The sequence below is a fragment of the Leptolyngbya sp. FACHB-671 genome (assembly GCF_014695745.1).
Taxonomy (GTDB): domain Bacteria; phylum Cyanobacteriota; class Cyanobacteriia; order Elainellales; family Elainellaceae; genus JAAUTN01.
The window spans coordinates 176,006-197,478 of sequence record NZ_JACJOV010000048.1 but is presented as its reverse complement, the minus strand read 5'-3'; the positions used below and the strand labels follow the sequence as shown (position 1 = coordinate 197,478).

Below are 21,473 nucleotides of genomic sequence, written 5' to 3'. Positions count from 1 at the left end.
CTATGGTGATCACAAAGCGTGGGCTTGTCCTCGGTGCAACAGCAGTAGCAGTTACTGCTGTGGTCGTTACTGGCGCAGGTGTACACATGTCGGGTGGGCAAGCCTTCCTGCAGGAGAGTCCCAAAGAGCTGATTGATGAAGTCTGGCAATTAATTGATCGCAACTATGTCGATGCTACCTTCAATCAAGTCGATTGGAGGGCTGTTCGCCAGGACTATCTGGGGCGTTCTTATGGCACCCGCGAAGAAGCATACGATGCCATTCGAGACATGCTGGAGCAGCTTGAAGACCCCTACACTCGCTTCATGGACCCGGAAGAGTTCCGGAACATGCAGATTGACACGTCTGGAGAGCTAACAGGAGTTGGAATTCAGCTTGCTCAAGACGAAGAAACAGACGAGCTAATTGTTGTTTCCCCCATCGAAGACACGCCTGCCTTTGAAGCGGGTATCTTGGCGCAAGACGTCATCGTCCAGATCGATGGTCAAAGCACTGAAGGAATGGATGTCAACCAGGCTGTTAATCTCATTCGCGGACCGGCTGGCTCGGAGGTTACACTAACTATTCGTCGAGGTGAAGAGCAGCTTGAGTTTCCGCTGCAGCGGGCGCAGATTGAGCTACATCCAGTTCGCTACAGCTATCAAGAAGGCTCAACCGGCGGAGTTGGCTATATTCGTCTGACGCAGTTTAGCGCTAATGCGGCTGAGGAAATGCAGGCAGCGATTCAAGACCTGGAGTCACAAAATGTGACGGGGTACATTCTAGACTTGCGTTCTAACCCAGGTGGATTGCTCTATTCCAGCATTGATATTGCCCGGATGTGGTTAGATGGCGGGGTAATTGTCTCGACAGTCGATCGCCAGGGTATATCCGATCAAGAGAGTGCAAATGGTCAAGCATTGACCGATAAGCCTCTGGTGGTGCTGGTAGATGGCGGATCAGCTAGCGCCAGCGAGATCTTGTCAGGTGCGCTGCAAGATAACGATCGCGCCGTACTAGTCGGAACCCAAACCTTTGGTAAAGGGTTAGTGCAGTCTGTGCGAGGACTGGGCGATGGTTCAGGAATTGCCGTCACGGTTGCAAAATATTTAACTCCTAGCGGTCGAGACATCAACCACGCCGGAATCGCACCCGATGTGGAGATTGAGCTGACCGAAGAGCAGCAGGAGCAGCTTCTAGACGATCGCACCCAAATTGGCACTACAGCCGATCCTCAATACGCTAGAGCGCTGCAAGTGTTGAACGAACGCATCACTGCCGAAAGGCAAAACCAGAGGGCAGAGACGGTTCCGCAGCCGCAGTAATCTTTCGGTCCTAACCTTTTAAGCTTTAACCAGCAGCACTATCTAAGCGGGCTGGCACTTACCCGCGCGAATTAAGCCGACTCGACGGGCGATCGCCTCTGTCTCTGAAGCAAACGGTCCCCACTTTTCGGCTCCTATTAAATCTTTCTCAGTGGGTGGGTGCGGCAAAATTTCGCACTGTCCACTGCTTTGCTTAACGATGTACCACGCTTCTGAGTTGCTCATGGTGAAAATCTAAGACACGTTTCGTTTGCTGTAACTGGACTGATTCTAATCCAGGTGCCTTGAGTCCATCTTGAAATCTGAATTTCTTAAGCAACTTAATTGGGGTAACCACTTGAGCTAGAATGCCCCAATGGCTTCTAGATTGGTTGGGGAATCAGCCCAACCAGAGTTGAACGTGAAGTTCAACTTGGGGAAAGTTCGGTGAAAATCCGGCACTGTGCCGCAACTGTGAAAAAGGCATTAGCCCAAGTCGGTCTAATTGCTCCTTTTAAGTCAGGATGCCTATCTGAAGCATTTGTTCTGTGTCAAACCCGCGATGCACGGGTTAAGCGAATGCAAAGTTTGGAATGTTTACGTCCATCGGCACCGATGGACTGTCTCGCTACGATATTGGATTCTAGCTACATTACCCCAACGATCAAATCTATTTGGGTACATCTAAGCAATCCAGAGTTTAAGTTTTTGCCTGGGCAATCCGTTTGGCCCAAGTTTGAACGAGACGGACGCAAGTTTAGCAAAATCTACTCGATCGCCTCCTCTCCAGAGCGCTGCCCAACAGTTGAGCTCTGCGTATCTCGGGTGGGCTGGAGTTCTGCTTACATACAAGATCTAGAAATTGGGGCAACAATTCCAGTGCGGGGACCTTACGGGTTAATGACGCTCAATCAACTGCCAAAACGTCCTCGCCTCTACGTTGCTGAAGGGTCAGGAATTGCCCCATTGAAGAGCCAAATTGATTGGTTGCGAGACTGCGGTCACAGTCAACCTGTGTGGTTAGTCTTGGCGAACCCGGAGACAGTAGACTGTTTGCCGTATCACGACTACTGGCGATCGCTCCAACAAGCATGGCGACCGTTCCACTACGTAGAAGCAATTCACCGCAGCCCAGAATCAGCACTGGTTGCCCAAGACCTAGACCTCTCTCAGTTTGAAATTGACATCTGCGGAGTGGGCGATCGCGTTTCCGAAATCTACGAGTTTATTCTCTCTATGGGAGCAAACCCAAACCAGGTACGCTCTGAGAAGTTTATTGCCTTCTAATTGGAGTTGAGGGCTAGAGAGTTAGCCCTCAACCCCTAGCCCTAGCCCCTGATTCTCCTAGTAGCTAATCTGAAGCGTTACAGACGCTTCCACCTGCTGTTCGCCACCGACAACAGGGGTTGGTGCATCAGATAAAGCTACTGCTTCACTTGCCGCTCTGCCATATGGAATCGGAGGCATGGGGGGCACTGCACCATTCACTTGAATATTCACTACTTCATCACGGGTTAGTCCCAGTGCACCAAGCACTACATCCGCCTGTTCTTGAGCTTCCTGGGTTGCCTCTCGCAAAGCCTGATTTTGGGCAGTGGCGATCGCTTCCTCCTCAGCCGTAAAGCTAATGCCATCAATCCGAGTCGCACCCGCATTGACTGAGGCATCTAAAATGTCTCCCGCTTGCTCAGTCGAAATTTCAAAGCTCACAGTATTAGAAGCCGTATAGCCAACTAACTCCTGTGAACCATTCTCAAAGTTGTATTGAGGGCTGAGGTAAATTCCGGTGGTGGTGAGTTTATCGACATTGCGCGATCGCAGCAATTCCACAACTGCATTTGTGCGTTGTGCCGCCTCCTGCTGCACCTCCTCAGCCGTTCTGCCCTGCACCTCAACGCCCAAACGTACCTGACTAATCGTAGTTGGAATGTTTTCAATACCACGTCCCGTTACCGTGACGGTTCTGGTTAGCTGTTCCTGAGCTAAAGCAGGCGAAACCATCGGTAAGCTGAGTAGAGTCGTGGCGATCGCCACAGGCAAAACGTAGCAAACTTTGCGTAGCGATAACAGCGGCATAAATGCAGACTTCATAATCATTCTCCTCACTAAGATGGCGCTAAATCGGAATTGGTTCAGCGCTTAAACGCTCACTCTCCTAATGTGACATCTCAGCAGGGCAGGAGTTAAATTGGTTACATTTTTAGAAACTTGAAAGTTTGGGGTTTAGAAGCTCTAAACCCTAAACACCCTCACTTCTCTACCCAAACCGAAACAGACCCGCCGTTGCAGCAAAATTCTGCCCAGCCATGCTCATTGGTTTGAATCAGTTTGTCAACGTGTTCGGTCAAGTCATAAAAGGTGGTATTGGGCTTGCCAACTTCCATCCATTTGCTGCCGCCTGCAGCGTCACTCATCAACACAGCCATTGCTTTGGGATGCTCCTCGTCGCCTAGACGAGTCCAGCCGATTACATCAGGGTGGTCAAAATAGGTGTACTGCTCACCATAGGCAAAGTGCTTGCGCGCGTAGAGAAATTTGTCGATCAGCCAGCCGTGCTTGTCTAGCCAGATCTCGTAACCCCTATCGGTGTAATGTGCACCATAGTAATCGGCGTAAAATACACACGGGTATCCTTCACACCGCAAAAGAATAATTGCGTAGGCAAGCGGCTTAAACCAACTTTCAACCACTGATTCGAGTGCCTGGAGCGGTTGAGAATCGTGATTTTCTACAAAAGTGACTGCCAGGGCAGGCTGTTGCTGGACTAGCGTGCCATCCAAAATTTGCCGCATGTCATAGCTGCCACCACACTTACTGGCTTGGCTGAAGTTGTAGTGTAGCGGCACGTCAAACAGTGACATTCGCCCACCAGTTTCTTTGAGAAACCAGTGCAGCGCTTCTGCATCGTCTGCCCAATATTCACCCACTGCAAAGAGATTGCGTCCCGTGTGCTGCCGGACGTGGTCGAGCCATTCATTAAAGAACCAGGCGCGAACGTGCTTCACGGCATCAAGGCGAAACCCATCCACTCCGGTCGTGTCAAGGAACCACTCACCCCAATACTTAAGTTCACCTCGTACTTCATCGACTCCCATATCCAAATCACAGGCCATTAGAAAGTCGTAGTTGCCCAGTCGAGGGTCTACCCCAGTTTCAAACTGTTTGTCTTTAAATCGGTAAATTGTGCTGTCACCGGGGCGATCTGCGTTGTGGTTTACCGAGTCAAAGTGCCACCAGTGCCACTTGAGGCTGGAATATTTGTCGCCCCGTCCCGAAAATTTGAAATGTGTCCAAACTTTAATTTGCTGGGAGCCACTCACTTCACAGTTGCGATTGTCAAAGGCAACCGGGATAGCCGTAACTTCTTCAATTTCATCGCCACCATTCTTGTGGTTGAATACGCCGTCAGCGTAAATTTCAATACCTGCGGCTTGGGCTGCTTTGATTGCGGCGAGGTATTCGTCACGGGTGCCATACTTGGTGCCAACTGAACCTTTTTGGTCAAATTCGCCCAGGTCAAACATATCGTAAACGCTATAGCCAACGTCATAGCCACCCCCACTTCCTTTATAAGAAGGAGGCAACCAGAGAGCGGTGAAACCTGCTTTGGCTAGATCTGCTGCATTGTGTTTGAGTTCATTCCACAAGCTTCCATCCGGGAGAATGTACCAATGGAAGAATTGCATCATCGTGCCATTAACGTAGGACATACCAACTCCATAGAATTGTGGATGGATTGAAACCTGACTGTTTTTGGCAGGTGAATCGAGAGGGTATGACTTAGCCCTCAAATTAATCAATATAGGTTGCCTATCTGGGGATATCTGTTTTGATCAGATTGTCTTTCTTTGTTTTAATTTTTGCTTGCGACCTTACAGTTGGCGAAGTCCATAGTTGAGTCCTTGGCAAACCCCTGTAAGAAAATCGAGGTCAAGGGTTTCGAGGCGATCGCTCTCTTTGTGATAGTGCGGATTTCGCAAGTTTGCGGTGTCAGTGACCATTAGTGCTCGGTAGCCCCGATCCCAAAATGGGGCATGGTCGCTGCGACGCGTATCGGGCACCATCATGCCTCGATTTCCCGCAGGGAGCCATTCACACGGTACGCCGACCCGACGAATGCTGCGGCTCAGGCGAATCAAATCAGGAATCGTTTTGAGATTGCCAATCAGCCCAATAAAATCGCCCTGATTTGGATAAAATCGTGCAAGTCCAGCAGGGTAGCGTTGGGAGTTGGGGGTGCGATCGCAATAGCCCAACATTTCTAACGACAGCATCAGACGTAAGGGTTGGTTTTGCTGGTGCAGATGTGCAGCATAGCGATCGCTGCCAGCAAGCCCCATTTCTTCCAGGTCAAACGCAACTAAGCGAATCGGGCAGGGGGTTGGCTTAGCCGCAAACAATCGCGCTAACTCTAGCAAAACCGCTACCCCAGTTGCATTATCATCTGCACCAGGAGAGCCAGGAACCGCGTCAAAATGTGCGCCAATCAGAATCGGAGCCCTTTGTCTAACAGATTGACCCGGCAGATTCAAAATTAAGTTTTGGTGACATTTTTGCTGAAACTCAAACTCGTAAATTTCTACCTCTCCCCACTGAGTTAACTGCTGACGAATGTATTGCTTCACAAAAAAATGCCCCGCACTCGCTAGGTAGGGGTGGCGATCGCGAACCAGTTGATGCAGGTGCGTTTGCAAGCGCTGCTTCAAACTTGAGTCCCAGCTTTCCTGAGTGAGCAAATCAGCAGATTTAGCCAAAATTATCTTCAAACTGAGAGTAATTAGTTGCCTTTGGGAAAAATCGACGGGGATCGTCAATTCTTCCTGGGGAGGATTTGTCTTGTCTCTAAAACCGTATAATCGAATACTGTGCCAATTTAACGCAATCTACCGTAACATTCTTGATTCATGAACTTTCTTGGATTTCTTTGGATTGCTTCTTACATCGGCAGTTTTTTCTCGCCCTATAGCTTTTTTAAAGCTCCGGACGAGTTATTCAGGGTGCTTTCTGACAAAGCCTTTGCTGTGGTAAGTAACTCCATCTCATATCCTTCAGTTAATCAAACCCCTAATCGAACCGTTTCATCTCCTGATGCTGCCCGTCCCTGGTCAGCCTTGCTAAATTTGAAGACAAATTTGAATGGGGGGATAGAATCTTTACGCTCAAACTCGCCTCGTCCAGGCTCGCATTCTTCGTGGTGGAATGTAGGGGGCTACTCTCTGGTTCGTCCTGGCGGAGATAGTCAACCGGCGATCGCAATGGCTGCCCCAAGCCATACCTCAAATTGGGTGATTGCTCAAGGCTCGCGAGGGGCTTCCCGCATTGCCATGCAGGATAGCACCAAGTCAGATCGCGCAGAGAGTGATTCTTCTCGCAAAATTCTGCAAGTGTTAAACAACTTGCCCAACTTGCCCCAGGTCGTGCGCCAAAATCTGTGGGCGGGTGTTCCTTCAGTTACAGTGATGCGGGCTGGCCGCTACAGTTCTGCTAATACTGCTAGTGCAGCGGCTCAATCGGCGAGTCAGTGCGATGCGTCTCAATCTAGTGCAGCATCCAATCAACCCAACAGCGAGACTGTATTTCAGATTCGGGTGAAAGGTCATCTGGTTGCAGAAGTTCCCAGTCAGACCCACGCCAGTCAAATTGCGAATCAGATCAGACAAGCTTTGCAAGACCGTGACTTGTCTCCATCTGCGGTACGTCCTGCGGTCATAGATAGTCAACCTGGAGCTAAGGCAGAAGGGGAAGTACTGTTTGTGGTGAATGATCAACTGGCAGACGACATCAACCACGACAGCAAACAACTGGCAATCTCCTGGGTCAACAACCTCCGCACGGCATTAGGAGGAGAAACGCTCTCAGTGACAGAAACCCGCGATTACCTGATGGGGCTAGTCGAGACGGAGCAAACCTTCGGGGGACTTGCATCCTGGTATGGACCTTATTTCCATGGTCGAATTACTGCAACGGGCGAAGTGTTTAATCAACATGATTTGACGGCTGCCCATCGCACTCTACCCTTTGACACCTTTGTTAAAGTGACAAACTTGAGAAACGGCAAGTCGGTCGTCGTACGAATTAACGACCGTGGCCCTTATATCGAGGGGCGATCGCTTGACTTATCGATGCAGGCTGCTCGCTGCATCCAAAGCGAATCATCAGGTGTGGTTCCCTACGAGGCAGTCATCTTAAAGCCGATTCCATCTGAGCCCCCCGCTGAAGCCTCAAACACTTCAGCATCCAGCGAGCTTGCTCGTTCGTAAGATAGAGTTGCTAGAAGTGTGCTGTCAGTCTAGTGTTCCCTGCTTCTGTTATTCGGCTGTTGTTCTTATTTGACTGTTGTTCGACTGTTATTTGATTTTCTCATCCGTCACCTAATCCCTAAATCACTGACCCATGACCCATTGCTATACCTTTGCATGAGGCAAAAGGACAATGTGTCGATGCTTGTCAATGATCAACCAGCCTTCTTCCCTTAACTGACTTAATAGACGAGTGACTGTGACGCGAGTAGTCCCAATTGTATTTGCAAGCTGCTGATGCGTTAGCCTGACTGTCAGTCGAGTTCCTCCTGCTATAGGCTGACCCACCTCTTGCTTCAACAGTAGCAATAGATGACGTAACCGATCTTCAACGCGACGATAGCCTACCATTGCCAAAATCGCTTCTGTTTGGCGCAGCCGTCGAGTGACGTGACGAAAAATTCCCTGAGCTAGCATGGGCGATTGCTCAACCTCATTCAGCGTCAAGCGCATCAGGTCAACATCACACAGCGCAACTGCATGATAGGGGCGAATTAGAGCGAGTGACAATCCAAATGGCATTGAGGGACAGGCTAAACCGATTAAAGCTTCGTCGCCTGTGTCATAGAGTGTTCCAAGCTGTACCACACCCCGGCAAACAACCCAAATCTCATGAGGCAGCATGGGTATTGCCTGACCGCTACAGTAGGGGTGCAAACTTCTTCCTCGGTAAAGGTCTTCTAGAAGCTGGCGCAGATCGGGCTGAGGAGAAGCCTCTAGAGCAAAAGAATGGAGCATGTGAGTTGCTAGCCTATGTTCTGTACACTACATTAGGCTGCTCAACTAAAGACAAGGTAATTTGAAGATTGCGTTTAGGTTAAGGTTTGCAGTTGGGGACTGAGAGTTCCTAGCCTCTTATCTCCCTAACTGCTGCCGCATCTGCTCTCGCAGATTAATCGCATCCTGGTAATCGGGCCTGACCTCGATCGCCTTATTAACAGAGCTGATTGCTTCGTCAAACCGGCGTTGGCTCCAAAGGGCGGCTCCTCGATTGTTCCAGGCTTCTGCCAGGTTGGGGTCGAGTTCGGTGGCGCGGTCGAAAGCAGCGATCGCTTCCTGAGGACGTTCTAACAGCAGCAGTGCCGTTCCTTTGTTGCTCCAGGCTTGAGCAAAGTCAGGTTTGAGCGCGATCGCCTGGTCATATAGCTTCAAGGACTCGGTGTGCTGTTGCTTTTGATCTAGAGCATATCCTTTGAGCCACAGTGCTTCTGGATACTCAGGCTGAATTTCTAGGGCCCGATTGCAGGCTGTAATGCCGGAGTCAATTTGCTGCATGTAAACCAGGCTATAGCAGCGTCCCCAGTGAGCTTCAGAATTGTCGGGGTTAAGAGCGATCGCCTGATCATATTGATCTAGGGCGGGCTGGTATTGGTTTGCCTGTCGCAGGCGATCGCCCTCCGTCAGCAGAGCCGTAACTTGTGCTTCCGCGTCAGACTCTGAGTTCTCTGGACTTTCAGCCACAGCGCTAGGAACGGAGTTGTTGGAAGCCGTCTGCTCAGCACGAGGAGCTGTAACCGTTCTGCCAACTAAAAAAATTAAGATTACGGCACCCGCTCCTACCAGCACGGGAATGGGTCTTAGGGTCTGAATTTGCGTCAAGATTGACTGAAGTCCGGTTGAAGAAGTGCCTGCCCGCTGAGGTGTAGGAGTCGCCAAGGCAACAGCAGGCAGGGGAGCGGGCGATGGAGCAGGACGGGAAGGGGGAGGGGGCAACAGCGATTCGGTTGGCTGAGCGGAAGGTTTACCCAGTAACTCACTAGCGGCTAGTGTAGGAGCTGTTGCCGTGGGAATATCTGCTTCCTGAGCTGACTGCGTTCCGATAGGAGTTTCGACAACCACTTGCTTGACTGGCAGCACAACCGACTCATCAGCAGGAACGGGCAACTGTTGCACATCTGCTAGAGCTTGCGCTGCTGTCGGGTAACGGGCGCGAAAGTCATAGCGCACCATTTTGTCGATAATGTCTGCCAGTTGTGGGCTGACGTGAGGGGCGCGATCGCGCCACAAAATTTCGCCCGTGTGCGGATCTTCATGCAGCATCCTCGGTGGCACCCCAGTCAGCGCCTGAACTGCCAGTTTCCCTAAAGCATAAACGTCGCTGCAAAAACGAGGATTTCCACCCAACTGCTCATTGGGCATGTAGCCATGCGTGCCAATCGAAATAGTTTGGGTTGGGCCAGTCTCCGGGTTCACCAGCACTGTGCTAGCTTGCTTCACGGCTCCAAAATCGATCAGCACGATCTTGCCATCTGACTTGCGCCGAATCAGGTTAGACGGCTTAATGTCGCGATGAATGACGTTTTGCTGATGCACAAAGGCAAGTGCTGTCAGAGTATCTCGCAGCAAAGCAATCACCTGACTTTCACGCCAGGGTTGCCCATTCATTTCCTCGCTTAGCGGCTCTCCCTCAATCAGTTCTTGAGCCAGATAAAATTCCTGGTCTTGCTCAAAGTGAGCCAGCAGTCGCGGAACCTGGTCATGGTTACCTAGTTTATAGAGAGCCTGAGCTTCGGTGTCAAATAGCCGTCTCGCAATTTGCAGGCTGGTTGGATCTTTGACTTGAGGTTGAAGCTGCTTGACCACGCAGCGAGGATTTCCAGGCAAATGCAGGTCTTCTGCCAAAAAGGTTTGACCAAAGCCACCTGCTGCGAGCTGGCTAATGACTTTGTAGCGTCCCCCCAGAGGTCGGTCGGGATCGATAGGTTGAAACAGCCGTAAAATGTTCACTTGCTGGGTTGGAAATAGCAGGGCGATCGCAGCCTTCGCTCAAATTTAGCCGATGATTCTGGTCAAATCCGGAGAATTTTCTAGTGCAGTTCGGAGACAGGCACTTCCTAAAAGCATCCTCCCTGACTTAAGACGCAGAATATTGAGCTGAGTTTCAGTCTCAGTTATAGCCGTAAGTCATCAAAAAGTTATCAAATTAGGGCGAAAAGAGACGGCGCAAGACCCCACCTCTTTTCGTCCTAATCTTAGATGATTGGCACTATATAGGTTACTTTCAGAAGTGAGTCCAACTTGCAAATAATCGCTGGAAACCTTGCTATGTCTGACGACGCATCTCTTTACGTGCAACTGACGTGGGAAGACCCAGTGACGGGTGAGCTACAGCAGCCAGTTTTAGTTCCGCCGATCGCACTGGGGCGAGAAATGGATCAGATGCCCGAAAATCTGGGCGAAAAAGCCGTTTCGCGGTTAGAGCTACCTCACAAACAGGTTTCTCGCTTTCATGCCCTAATCACCCTTGCCGAGCGCCAGCTTTACATCACCGACCGCAGCGCCAATGGCACCTACCTTAACGGTCGCCTGATTGAAAAGGGCAGCCAGCCTTTGTCTAGCAAAGACACCTTGCGAATCGGTCCCTATAAAATCATTGCAGCCCTGACCCAATTTGATGACAGCAACTCAACGGAACTGAATGTCCGAGAACACACTCATTATGCTCAAGGAAACCCATTGCAGAAGAATACGCTGCTAATGTGGCTGGTGGGGTTGGGTGTTTTGCTGCTGATGGGGTTAGGCGTTTGGTTTGTGGCAACCACTTTACTAGAACAACTGCGCCCCCGCGTTCCAAATGCAGCGGCGGAGCAAAGCCGTCTCTTGACAGACGACTAATAACCCATAATGCTCTCCCCGCCTTCAACTAATTTCTCTCTATGCTGCCATCACCCCTTCCCAAACTCCTGCATCGGAACCGTCGTTGGTTGTGGCTGTTGCTGGGAGCGCTAACGCTGCTGTTGAGTTTGACTTTTCCAGGAATAGCTCAAGTTCCGTTAGCGACTCAGACGGTTAAAGCACCCGTGGTAGTGGATGGAGTTGAGCTATTTCAAATCGGCAGATCGGGAAATCTAACGGCCGTTGAGCGGGCTGAAATTATTAACGAAGCGCTGCGGCAGGAAGTGCGATCGGCTGAGCCTACTGACATTCGGGTAGAGCGTGATGACAAGCTGACGATCATTCGGAGTGAAGCCAGCAACCGCAACCTGATCACGGTCACTGACGGTGATGTCACCACAGGCATCAACCCTTTAAGTCAGGCGACTCTCTGGCGAAGTGACATTGAGGCAGCTTTGCGTCGGGGACAGTTAGAGCGATCGCCCGCTTACTTTCAACAGGCCGCAATATTTAGTGCGGTTGTGTTGGTGGTGGCGATCGCCTTTCATCTGGGGCTGCGGTTTCTAGGGAAATGGCTGTCTCACCGTCTGAGCGACTGGCTAGGCGATCCAGATGCTCTATTTCATCCGAGAGAACGATCTGCTCGACTATTTTTGCAGCTTGCTCTGTTAGGCATTCAAATCGGGCTCTGGTCCGCTGTCGCTTTCTATATCACCGATTTGTTTCCGGAGATGAGGGGGTTACGCTACTCCCTGCTTAACTTCCTCAACACTCCCATCGTGGGTTTAGGAGAAGGCAATTACTCAGCGCTGCAACTGCTGCTGCTGTTAGCGCTCACCATCGGGCTCTGGTTTGCAGTCAGTGCCGTTACTCGGCTATTTCGGTTTTACATCCTCAGCAGAACGGGTGCAGAACTCCGGATTCAGGATGTCATTGCTATCTTGACCCAGTACACGCTAGCTTTTTTAGGGCTCATCGTCCTGCTGCAGATCTGGGGCTTAGATGTTAGTTCTCTCGCCATCATTGCTAGCGTCCTGGGTGTGGGAATTGGCTTTGGTATTCAGAACATCACCAACAACTTCATCAGCGGCTTGATTATTACCCTGGAACGCCCAATTCAGGTCGGAGATTTTGTCAAAGTCGCAGAGCTGATGGGCACCGTCGAACGCATTGGGGCGCGCAGTACCGAAATTCGCACGCTCGATCAGGTGACAATCATCGTGCCCAATTCCCGATTTTTGGAAACCGAAGTGGTCAATTGGAGTCATGGCGATCCGGTTTCGCGAATTCGGATTCCCGTGGGCATCGCCTACGATTCTGATACAAATCGAGTCCAGGCTGCATTGCTAGAAGCTGCCCGCAGTCACCCCGATGTTTTAGTTAGACCCGCTCCTGAGGTTTGGTTTCAGGGGCTTGGAGATAGTGCGCTGAACTTTGAGCTAATGGTCTGGACGGGCGAACCCAAAAAGCAGTTTCGCGTCAAAAGCGATTTGTACTATCGGATTGAGACAAGCTTAAGGCGATACGGCATCACGGTTCCTTTTCCCCAACGGGATTTGCACTTGCGATCGCCCCACCTCGAAGAATTCGTTGCATTGTGGCGACAGCTTCCTGCCGCGAATGCCAAAAATTCTCCCCAACTCTCCAATGGCGACACTGACAAACCCACTTTGTCCCTCATCGGCAGTGCAACAAACACCGCTGAAGCGAGTGAGCGATCGGCCACCATTGCCCCTGCGGAACTGTTGACCGATGAAAAGATTCAGGCGATCGCTACAGCTATACAAGGATCGGCTGGTGTGGAGGTGAGCGATCGCTGGTATCGCCAAAACCTTTATCCGGCTTGCTTTATTGGTTCAGAAGCTGTGGCATGGTTAGTGCAAACCCAAAACTGTACTCGTGAAGAAGCTATCCATCTAGGGCAAATCCTGCTCGACCAGGGAATTATTCAGCACGTCTCAGATGACTATCCGTTTCGGGATGGATACGTCTTTTATCGATTCCAATCGAAACAGGATGAGATGTAGTAAGCCACAGCGCATTGATTATTTCTATAAAATTCAACCCATAGACTTGATTAGAAGACAAATTCTATCTTTTGGTAGACTTCTATCTTGAGCAGGTTCAAATAATCTAATTTGGATATGGTCAATTAGGGTGCGGTCTATTGAAGCAACTAAAATTAAATTTAGATCGTTTTACCACTCTCTATCAGTAATTTTAATAGGTTGTAAATAAGAGAAATGACTCAGAAGCAAGAAACTTTTTGCTTTTGCACTCTGGCCTATGGCTCAACTTATCGAGCTTTGGCAAGGGAGCTAGCAAAGGATTTAGAGAAGTATTCCTCTGGTACTCCTTTTCTCATTTTTACAGATAAGTCGAAAGCCTTTGCGGACTGCTGTAATGTTATTCCCATTCAGCATCGAAGACACTTTTTTTACCACAGCAATGACAGAAAATGCTTGTTAGAGAAGGCGTTATCCATGTTTGATTACTGTGTCAATATTGACTCAGATGTTCGCATCTTGGCACCTTTTCCTCAGGACCATGAGTGGCTTCCAGGAATTACAGCTAGAAGTTGCTCCAGCATTATTAAACAGGAAAAGCTGCGTGTAGACGTGAAAAGCGATCGCCTCAGAAAAATCAGGCTTCAATGGCTGGAACGATTGAGATATTTGTCTCAAAAGTTAGACATCAATCTAGAGGACAAAAACGTTAAATGGGTCTACGAATTCCTGTTTGTGTTGAAGAAAGATGCAGGAAAAGAAATTGAATTTCTAGAGCAGTTTGAATTGATCGCCCGTTACTTTGAGCTACACGGCACTTATCGTGGATGCGGCACAGCAATGGGGTTAGCTGCAGCCAAAGTGGGTCTGCCAGTCAGGCACGATTCAATGGAAGGGGTTGAATTCTTTGATGACAAAATTGAGAAGGCAAAAATCTCTAACGGAGAAGCCGAACCAAAAGACAAGCAGGAATATTTTGACACCCAATACAAAATTGAACATCCACAACAATCGCTATTAGAAAAAGCGGTACTTAAAACTCTTCGAGTTGTCACTGAAAAAGCCAGATTCTACTATCACGCAGTCCGTTCCAGAATCATTTCTCTCAGTGACTACGACTTTTATTATCGCTAAACTGTAGCAATCTCAAATCAATTGTGAAACGAGTTGCGAGAGGCAAATCCCCACAGGGATTGGTCTTTCCCAATTCGTTCATTTTAATAAATGATCTAGGAAAATGATCTAGGATCGATATGGCTGTTCTGAAACTAATTGCTTAAATCAGTTGAAGATGGGTAGTTGTGAGAAGTACCTCCTTTAGGGCAAATCCTACCCATTTTGAACGGCTATAGGGTATCCTCACAGTTTATAAACTTTGGAATGAAAACTTTAGCGGTTGATATTGGTGGGAGCGGAGTCAAAGCGCTGGTTTTAGACGAGACAGGCGAGCCTCAGAACAAGCGATCGCGGGTAGATACACCTCAGCCTGCTACGCCAGAAAAAATTGTCGGGGCGATCGCCGAGCTTGCATCTGCTCAAGCTTTCGATCGGGTTTCTGTCGGTTTCCCAGGCGTGGTGCGGCAGGGCATCATTGACACTGCCGTAAATCTTGATACTTCCTGGGTCGGCTTTGACCTGGAGAAAACCCTGACTGAAAAACTGGGCAAACCTACCCGTGTCGCGAACGATGCTGATATTCAGGGTTTAGGAGCCGTCTCCGGAAAAGGTGTGGAACTAGTGATCACGCTGGGTACGGGTTTTGGCTCTGCTCTATTTGTCGATGGGAAACTGGTACCCAACTTAGAAATGGGACATCACCCGTTTCGCAAAGATCAAACCTACGAAGAGCAGCTTGGACGGACAGCCTTAGAATCGATTGGCAAAAAGCGCTGGAATCGTCGTCTAGAAAAAGCGATCGCCACTCTAGAGCATCTATTTAATTACGAGCGTCTCTACATCGGGGGCGGCGAAGCCCGACAAGTCACGCTCAACTTACCCGCCAACGTCACCATCGTGGAAAACATCATGGGTTTACTGGGTGGGATTGCTCTTTGGCGTGACTAGAAGAGGGGCTAGGGGCTAGGGCAGTCTCCGACTCACAATTCCTGACCACTGCACTTTTTTGAGCCGATCGCGACGATAGGAAAAGAAATGCTCAGCGTGCTGATAGGTACAGTAGGGGGCGATCGCAATGTGTTCTGGGGGAATGCCCGCCTGCTCAAGCTGAAGCTCGTTGACTCGTCGCACATCTAGCCGTACCCGTCCTGGCTGGGGGTCACTTAACAAAGGAGACTCTGGCAATTCTCTCAGTGCTGCCAAAATCACCTCTGGCTCTGGAGTAGGTTCTGTTTTAACCACATCTTGCACCACGGTTGCCCCAACCTCAGCCGCAACCGTGGTGGACACTTGGTAAACTTCTCCGGCGATCGCAGGCCCCATTGCGACTCTTAAATTGTGCAGTTTGCTGCCCTGTGTCCACAGGCGAGCGATCGCTTCTGGCACAATCGCGCCCGCTGTACCGCGCCAACCTGCATGAACTGCTGCTGTTTGCCCAGTTTCAACATCTGCAATCAGCACAGGCACACAGTCTGCACTACAGACCCATATTGCCTGGCCTGCTTGCTCCGTCAGCAAGCCATCCGCAGGGGGAAAGATAACTTCAATTTCATCGCCTGATTCAGAGGACATTTGCTCCTGCTGAAACTGCTCGACTTCCGAGGGACTTAGCACCCTGTTTCCGTGAACTTGGCGGATGCGATAAGCCGGAACTGCCGGATCAAGCACTTTCACCAATTCAGCGGGCGATCGCGGCGAAAACTGCTGGGTAAAAAAACCGTGCGACCAGGGTTCCAGGAGGCTACAGGTCAGGTATGGCAGCCCTTGCCAAGTTTGCCACTGCCAGGTTGCTACAGAAGTTGTCATGGGTGAAGGGGGCAAAATCTATGCTAGTCTAACCCGCATTGATTCAGGCTGACTTCACCCTTGAGATTCGATCCAGATCAGCTCAAAACCGCCTTATCGCATTGCCGCGATCAGATTCGATCAGGGCAAGAATTGTCCCAAGCCAATGAGCCGTCGTTTACAGTTCACCTATTTGAAACCGTTGATTCAACCAATCGTGTGCTCTGGAATTTGCTAGACCAGGGCGCAACCGAAGGCACCGTGGCGATCGCCCTTCAGCAACAGTCTGGGCGAGGGCAATGGGGGCGACAGTGGCAGTCTTCTCCAGGCGGCTTGTACTTATCCCTGGCGCTTACCCCCAATCTTCCTGTAGAAAATAGCGCTCAACTGACACTCTGTAGCGCTTGGGGCATTGCAGCAGCATTGCGAAACTACGGTATTCCAGTCGGGCTGAAATGGCTGAACGATCTGGTTGTGCAGAAACGCAAGCTGGGTGGCATTCTGACTGAGACGCGAATGCAGCAGGGGCAAATCACACAAGCGATCGTAGGCGTGGGGATCAATTGGCAGAATCCCGTTCCACCCACAGGAATTAACTTGCAGGAAATTCTGAAGCAGCCCGATCCGGCGATTTCTTCATTAGAAATGCTGGCGGCGATCGCCTTGCAAGGCATGATGGCTGGCTATCAACTCTGGCAGCAGCACGGCATCGAAGCAATCTTGCCGCGCTATCAGGCACTCCTAACCAGCATCGGGCACCTTGTTACAATCGATCAGCCTGGGGCAGAGCAGACCGCACAGGTCACGGGTGTTTCTGCAACAGGCGACCTGCAAGTTTGCTTGAACCAGGAAAATCCCGCTACTTCAACCGAAATTAGCCTCAAGCCCGGTACAATCAGTCTGGGGTATGGCAATCTGGGCAATAGTGCATCAGTCTAGTCTGCTGGCAAATCATCGTAATTCCATGCTGATGGAACCGAATGCCCCAAGTAGACGACTAGAATGATGACCACCTGGAGGAAGTCTCACCCGGTTTGTTGCATCATCATAGGTTGAGTGCAATATAAATAAGACTTAAACAGTTAGCCTAAATCGCTCAGGGCAAGTTTTTAACGTAGCGGACGCAGTGATGACTCAACGACGTAATACTCGAATTTCAACCCAATCTTCCGTTCAGCGATCGCTACTAGTTCGAAGAATCGGCTGGCTAGGTGGCTTAGGCATCCTCAGCAGCAGTATGGTCACCTTTGCCCAAACACCTGATGCTTCGGAAGTAATTGTTCCTAGCGCTCAAGACCTGCTGATGCCTGCTGAAAGCAGCCCGCAGCCTGCGCCCCCCGCTCCAGTCGTGGTTGAACCTGAACCTGCTCCGGCTCCCGTTGTGACGCAACCCCCAGCAGCAAGCCCTGCCCCTAGTTCTTCTCCCAGTCAAGCCTCCAGCCAACCTGCACCCGATGCTTCGACGATTGTGGTGCCTGGGCTGTCTAGCGACACACCCATTACAGCAGACAGTTTAAGTCCATCCAACTTAAGTCCATCCAACTCTGCTCCAGCAGTCGAGCAAAACAGCTACATTGACTCGACCGAGTACAGCATCGGCGCAACCCAAGGCTATGAACAGCCTGCGGTAGTCTTCTCTGAGCGCTCAACAGGCTGTCAGGCAACGGTAGCGAGCGGTCAAAATGTACCCGCTAGCATCTGCAATTCTCAAACCGTAGCCGCCTCGCAAAGTGGCGATCGTACTCTGCGGTTAGGTCCAGTCAGCATTGGACCTAGCGGCGTGACCATCGGCGGCACCACCCCTTCAGGCAGAGAATACTTTAGCCGCACCATTCGCCCTTCCGCTCTCCCTGGAAATGGCAACGTCAGCCTGATGTTTCCGCTCTCGATTCCCTCTGTAATCACGTCTGCCTTTGGCTGGCGGCTGCACCCCATTTCTGGTGGTTATCGCTTGCACCAGGGCACCGACATTGGCGCACCTATGGGCACCCCTGTCGTCGCGGCTTACACCGGAAAAGTGGCGATCGCTAACTTCATGGGCGGTTATGGCTTAACGGTCGTCATGTCCCACGGCGACGAAACCATTGAAACGCTCTACGCCCACATGTCTGAACTGTTTGTCGAGCCAGGAGAATGGGTCGAGCAAGGTGAAGTGATTGGTCGCGTCGGCAGTACGGGCAATTCGACTGGGCCCCACCTGCACTTTGAGTTTCGTCAAAAAACTGATCAGGGCTGGCTGGCAATGGATGCAGGTCAGCTTTTGCAGGAAGCTCTAGCCCAGCTAACCAACGGCTTCCGGAACGCTCAAGTTCCCGCTAAGCCCGACAGTGAGGCGATGCTAGCAATCAAAGGACTTCGGGACGTTGGTCTAGCCATGAAACCCGCCAGCACCTTCTACCTCACCTCCACCAGTCAGGCTGCCGCTAACTTCGTCCAATAGCGATGAAGCTTTTGGAGCAGTATCCAATCCCTAGCCCCCGATCCCTAATCCCCATCCCCCTTCATGCCACCCGGTCAAGAGCCTTCCCAACTTCTCAGCAAACGGCTGTTCTACCAGGGACGAAAGTTTAACTTTGAAGTCACTCGTTTGCGCCTGCCCAATCAGGTCGAAGGCGATTGGGAATGTGTTCGCCATCCGGGAGGGGCGCTGGCAGTTCCAGTCACTCCTGATGGAAAGCTGGTGCTGGTGCGGCAATATCGCTTTGCAGCACAGGGTCGTCTGCTAGAGTTTCCGGCGGGAACTGTCGAACCGAACGAAGATCCGGCAGCAACCGTGCAGCGAGAAATTGAGGAAGAAACTGGATATCGGGCTCATCGCTGGCAAAAGTTGGGAGAGTTTTTCTTGGCTCCCGGCTACTCTGATGAAATTATTTACGCGTTTCTAGCCCAGGACTTGGAGAAGCTTGAGCTTCCACCCAGCCAAGACGAAGATGAGGATATGGAAACTATTCTCATGACTCCTCAAGAGCTAGAGCAAGCCATCCAATCAGGTGAAGCGGTAGACGCGAAGACGATCTGTAGCCTGCTGTTGGCAAAGCCTTTTCTGGAAGGTAAAGGGGTTAGGGGTTAAAGTTTGAGGGTTGGGGAGAAGCGGTCGAGGTTTGCCAGGTTTGATGGCAAACCAATGTGTGGACTTGCCAGTCAGGTTCTGTGTGAGGATAATCCAGCCGGTAGTGTCCGCCCCTACTCTCAGTGCGCAAGGCAGCGCTCTTCAGGATCAGATAGGCGGTATCTAAAAGATTGCGCGTTTCGCCCCAGGTTCGCAGCAGCAAGTCAGGGTTAGGAACGTCTAGCTGCAAGAAGTGATCTACTTGCAGGTCTACCAAAGTTTGAGTGAGTGAGAGCACAGCAAATTTTTGTTGCCAGGTTTCGACTTGGGCGATCGCCTCTTCAAGCGATCGCTGTTCTCGGCAAATTCCAGCACTTTGCCAAACTAGCTTAGGAATTTCCTGCCTCAGCATTTCAACCTGAGCGACCTCCGCCGCATCTGGAGTGTAAGCCAGCGAGACTTCCCCACTCTCCTGCTCTCCCGCTCTTCCGCTCTCTAATTCTGAAGCGGGTTGAAGCTCCAGATGGGCAAGCTGCGCGCCAAGAACCAAACATTCCAACAGAGAGTTGCTAGCCAGTCGATTGGCTCCGTGTACGCCCGTGCTAGCTGTTTCTCCCACCGCATACAGTCCTGGAATCGAAGTGCGGCTCATCAAGTCGGTCGTGATACCGCCCATCCAGTAATGGGCAGCAGGAGCAACCGGGATCGGTTCATGGAACACGTCTACGCCCCACTGCTGACACACCTGAATAATGTTGGGAAAGCGATGCCGGATCGTTTCAGTTGGAATGGGACGCAGATCAAGCCAAACATGGGCTGTCGCCAAATCAGTCGCCGTTTTTTGCAGGTGGCTGAAGATTGCCCGACTAACCACGTCTCTGGGAGCAAGCTCTCCGTCAGGATGGTAGTCAAAAGCAAATCGCTGCCCCTGCTCATCAACCAGATGTGCGCCCTCTCCCCGAACGGCTTCACTAATCAAGAATCGGGGTGCGCCCGCTTTAGTCAATGCGGTGGGATGGAATTGGACAAACTCCAGGTCGCGCAGCTGTGCGCCTGCTCGCCACGCCATTGCCACACCATCTCCGGTACTTAAAGCAGGATTAGTCGTTTGAGCAAAAACTTGTCCGCCGCCGCCAGTGGCTAACACAACGGCTCCAGCTTGTAGCCAGATTACTTTTCCCTGGTAGCCAAGGCTAACGCCTTTGCAGCGATCGGCAGCTAACCAGAGATCTACGGCAAACGCTTGCGAGAACACCTGAATATTTTTGCGGCTCAGTACTTGTGCCGTCAGCGTGGTGATGACTGCCCGGCCCGTTGTATCTGCGGCATGAAGTACACGCCGCCGAGAATGAGCAGCTTCCAGAGTGAGCGCCAGGTCTCCGTTGTGGCGATCGAACCCAACACCCATCTCGACTAAAGATTGAATACAGCGGGGGGCTTGCTCAACTAGCAGCTTTACAGCAGCAGGGTCACACAGTCCGGCTCCAGCTTTGAGCGTGTCTTCGATGTGGAGGATAGGAGAGTCTTCGGGAGCGATCGCCGCTGCAATGCCGCCCTGAGCCCAATCACTGGCAGAAAGCGAGAGCGTATCTTTGGTAATCAGTCCGACGCGAAAATGCTCCGGCAAACAAAGTGCTGCATATAGCCCCGCTGCCCCACCGCCTACCACTAAAACATCAAATGGCTGAGAGAGGGCTAAATCAAGCACATCAAAATCTAACGAATGTGGCAATTAAAAATCGCTCCCTGAGAACAGTAGCAAAAGCAATGCAGGATGACCTGAAATAACTTTTGGATTAAACCTACTGTACAGAGAGCGAGTCGAATTCGACAGAGATGAAAGAATTAAATTTAACTCGGTTTTAACCAGTCCTATCGATAAATGCCGTTGTTAAAGCGATCGCCTCCCTCAACAAAAGCATCATCTGGCTGGGTCACGGTAAACTTATCCAGATTTGCCTGCAAAATTTCCTTCTGGCGATCGGTCAAGTTGGGCATGTTCAGGACATCTTCAACTTCATCAAAAGGTGCATTCTTAACAATCATCCGAGCCAAGGTGGGATACAGTCCGGGATATTGGGTGAAAGCACGGACATTTGTGTTGTTTAAGTCCAACTTTCTACCCAGCTCAAGCATCTTGTCATCCACACTGTTTCGGATATCTGCTGCCAAGACTGGGGATGAATTGAAGGTCAGGCTACTCAAATTAGCTGCAATGGCTGGTTGAGGCAACCCTAGCCATCCTAAACAACCGACCAGTAAACCTAAAACCAGCACTACGCCAACCAGTCGTCTCATTAGTAAGATCCCTCCCGCTCCA

At 50.8% G+C, this 21,473-nt stretch carries 19 protein-coding genes and 1 riboswitch; of the genes, 10 read left to right on the top strand and 9 right to left on the bottom strand.

Annotated features, from left to right (window positions below):
* Positions 1-2: 2 nt before the first annotated feature.
* Positions 3-1,304 (top strand): carboxyl-terminal processing protease CtpC, encoded by a 1,302-nt coding sequence (gene ctpC / locus H6F93_RS03825; protein ID WP_190679318.1) that lies wholly within the window; start codon positions 3-5, stop codon positions 1,302-1,304.
* A gap of 42 nt (positions 1,305-1,346) precedes the next feature.
* Here the strand turns inward: ctpC and H6F93_RS03820 are convergent, their stop codons facing one another.
* Positions 1,347-1,529 (bottom strand): transposase, encoded by a 183-nt coding sequence (locus H6F93_RS03820; protein WP_190679317.1) that lies wholly within the window; start codon positions 1,527-1,529, stop codon positions 1,347-1,349.
* Positions 1,530-1,677: 148 nt separating this feature from the next.
* Positions 1,678-1,833, top strand: a riboswitch (cobalamin riboswitch).
* Between the two features lie 29 nt (positions 1,834-1,862).
* On the opposite strand from H6F93_RS03820, the gene H6F93_RS03815 reads away from it, so the two are divergent.
* Positions 1,863-2,570, top strand: coding sequence for an FAD-dependent oxidoreductase (locus tag H6F93_RS03815; protein ID WP_190679316.1), 708 nt, complete (start codon positions 1,863-1,865; stop codon positions 2,568-2,570).
* A gap of 57 nt (positions 2,571-2,627) precedes the next feature.
* Here H6F93_RS03815 and H6F93_RS03810 read toward each other — a convergent pair whose 3' ends face one another.
* The 3 genes from H6F93_RS03810 to H6F93_RS03800 form a co-directional block, all read right to left on the bottom strand.
* Positions 2,628-3,374, bottom strand: coding sequence for an SIMPL domain-containing protein (locus tag H6F93_RS03810; RefSeq protein ID WP_242043292.1), 747 nt, complete (start codon positions 3,372-3,374; stop codon positions 2,628-2,630).
* Between the two features lie 158 nt (positions 3,375-3,532).
* Positions 3,533-4,993 (bottom strand): alpha-amylase, encoded by a 1,461-nt coding sequence (locus H6F93_RS03805; protein ID WP_190679315.1) that lies wholly within the window; start codon positions 4,991-4,993, stop codon positions 3,533-3,535.
* Between the two features lie 162 nt (positions 4,994-5,155).
* Positions 5,156-6,037 (bottom strand): M28 family peptidase, encoded by an 882-nt coding sequence (locus tag H6F93_RS03800; RefSeq protein ID WP_242043291.1) that lies wholly within the window; start codon positions 6,035-6,037, stop codon positions 5,156-5,158.
* Between the two features lie 150 nt (positions 6,038-6,187).
* Between H6F93_RS03800 and H6F93_RS03795 the strand changes: the two genes are divergently transcribed.
* Positions 6,188-7,543 carry a septal ring lytic transglycosylase RlpA family protein gene (locus H6F93_RS03795; protein ID WP_242043290.1) on the top strand — a complete coding sequence of 452 codons (1,356 nt, stop codon included), beginning with the start codon at positions 6,188-6,190 and terminating at the stop codon, positions 7,541-7,543.
* 144 nt (positions 7,544-7,687) lie between these two features.
* Here the strand turns inward: H6F93_RS03795 and H6F93_RS03790 are convergent, their stop codons facing one another.
* Together H6F93_RS03790 and H6F93_RS03785 are read right to left on the bottom strand one after the other, a co-directional pair.
* Positions 7,688-8,320, bottom strand: coding sequence for a Crp/Fnr family transcriptional regulator (locus H6F93_RS03790; protein WP_190643202.1), 633 nt, complete (start codon positions 8,318-8,320; stop codon positions 7,688-7,690).
* 117 nt (positions 8,321-8,437) lie between these two features.
* Entirely contained in the window at positions 8,438-10,309 is a 1,872-nt protein-coding gene (locus H6F93_RS03785) for a protein kinase domain-containing protein (protein ID WP_199313455.1), read from the bottom strand.
* Between the two features lie 318 nt (positions 10,310-10,627).
* Here H6F93_RS03785 and H6F93_RS03780 point away from each other — a divergent pair, with 318 nt between their 5' ends.
* From H6F93_RS03780 to H6F93_RS03765, 4 genes are all read left to right on the top strand, one after another.
* Positions 10,628-11,197 carry an FHA domain-containing protein gene (locus tag H6F93_RS03780; RefSeq protein WP_190679314.1) on the top strand — a complete coding sequence of 190 codons (570 nt, stop codon included), beginning with the start codon at positions 10,628-10,630 and terminating at the stop codon, positions 11,195-11,197.
* A 41-nt stretch (positions 11,198-11,238) separates the two neighbouring features.
* A complete protein-coding gene (locus H6F93_RS03775; protein ID WP_190679313.1) occupies positions 11,239-13,224 on the top strand; it encodes a mechanosensitive ion channel domain-containing protein in 1,986 nt (661 codons plus the stop codon).
* A 216-nt stretch (positions 13,225-13,440) separates the two neighbouring features.
* On the top strand, positions 13,441-14,337 hold the full coding sequence (locus H6F93_RS03770; protein ID WP_190679310.1) for a hypothetical protein: 897 nt from the start codon (positions 13,441-13,443) through the stop codon (positions 14,335-14,337).
* A 246-nt stretch (positions 14,338-14,583) separates the two neighbouring features.
* Positions 14,584-15,267, top strand: coding sequence for an ROK family protein (locus tag H6F93_RS03765; protein WP_190679308.1), 684 nt, complete (start codon positions 14,584-14,586; stop codon positions 15,265-15,267).
* A gap of 15 nt (positions 15,268-15,282) precedes the next feature.
* On the opposite strand, the gene pgeF is transcribed toward H6F93_RS03765, so the two are convergent.
* The gene (gene pgeF, locus H6F93_RS03760; RefSeq protein WP_190679307.1) at positions 15,283-16,125 is read right to left on the bottom strand and encodes a peptidoglycan editing factor PgeF; all 843 of its coding nucleotides are present in this window, start codon (positions 16,123-16,125) and stop codon (positions 15,283-15,285) included.
* Positions 16,126-16,185: 60 nt separating this feature from the next.
* Here pgeF and H6F93_RS03755 point away from each other — a divergent pair, with 60 nt between their 5' ends.
* The 3 genes from H6F93_RS03755 to H6F93_RS03745 all read left to right on the top strand — a co-directional run bounded on the left by H6F93_RS03755 (position 16,186) and on the right by H6F93_RS03745 (position 19,174).
* The gene (locus H6F93_RS03755; RefSeq protein ID WP_190679305.1) at positions 16,186-17,043 is read left to right on the top strand and encodes a biotin--[acetyl-CoA-carboxylase] ligase; all 858 of its coding nucleotides are present in this window, start codon (positions 16,186-16,188) and stop codon (positions 17,041-17,043) included.
* Between the two features lie 190 nt (positions 17,044-17,233).
* Complete coding sequence (locus tag H6F93_RS03750) at positions 17,234-18,544, top strand: M23 family metallopeptidase (protein WP_242043289.1); 1,311 nt, start codon at positions 17,234-17,236, stop codon at positions 18,542-18,544.
* 63 nt (positions 18,545-18,607) lie between these two features.
* The gene (locus tag H6F93_RS03745) at positions 18,608-19,174 is read left to right on the top strand and encodes an NUDIX hydrolase (RefSeq protein WP_190679303.1); all 567 of its coding nucleotides are present in this window, start codon (positions 18,608-18,610) and stop codon (positions 19,172-19,174) included.
* Here H6F93_RS03745 and nadB read toward each other — a convergent pair.
* Both nadB and psbU read right to left on the bottom strand, forming a co-directional pair.
* Complete coding sequence (nadB, locus tag H6F93_RS03740) at positions 19,164-20,885, bottom strand: L-aspartate oxidase (protein ID WP_199313454.1); 1,722 nt, start codon at positions 20,883-20,885, stop codon at positions 19,164-19,166. The two genes, H6F93_RS03745 and nadB, sit on opposite strands and share 11 nt — an antisense overlap.
* A gap of 140 nt (positions 20,886-21,025) precedes the next feature.
* A complete protein-coding gene (gene psbU, locus H6F93_RS03735) occupies positions 21,026-21,451 on the bottom strand; it encodes a photosystem II complex extrinsic protein PsbU (RefSeq protein WP_190643193.1) in 426 nt (141 codons plus the stop codon).
* Positions 21,452-21,473 lie beyond the last annotated feature (22 nt).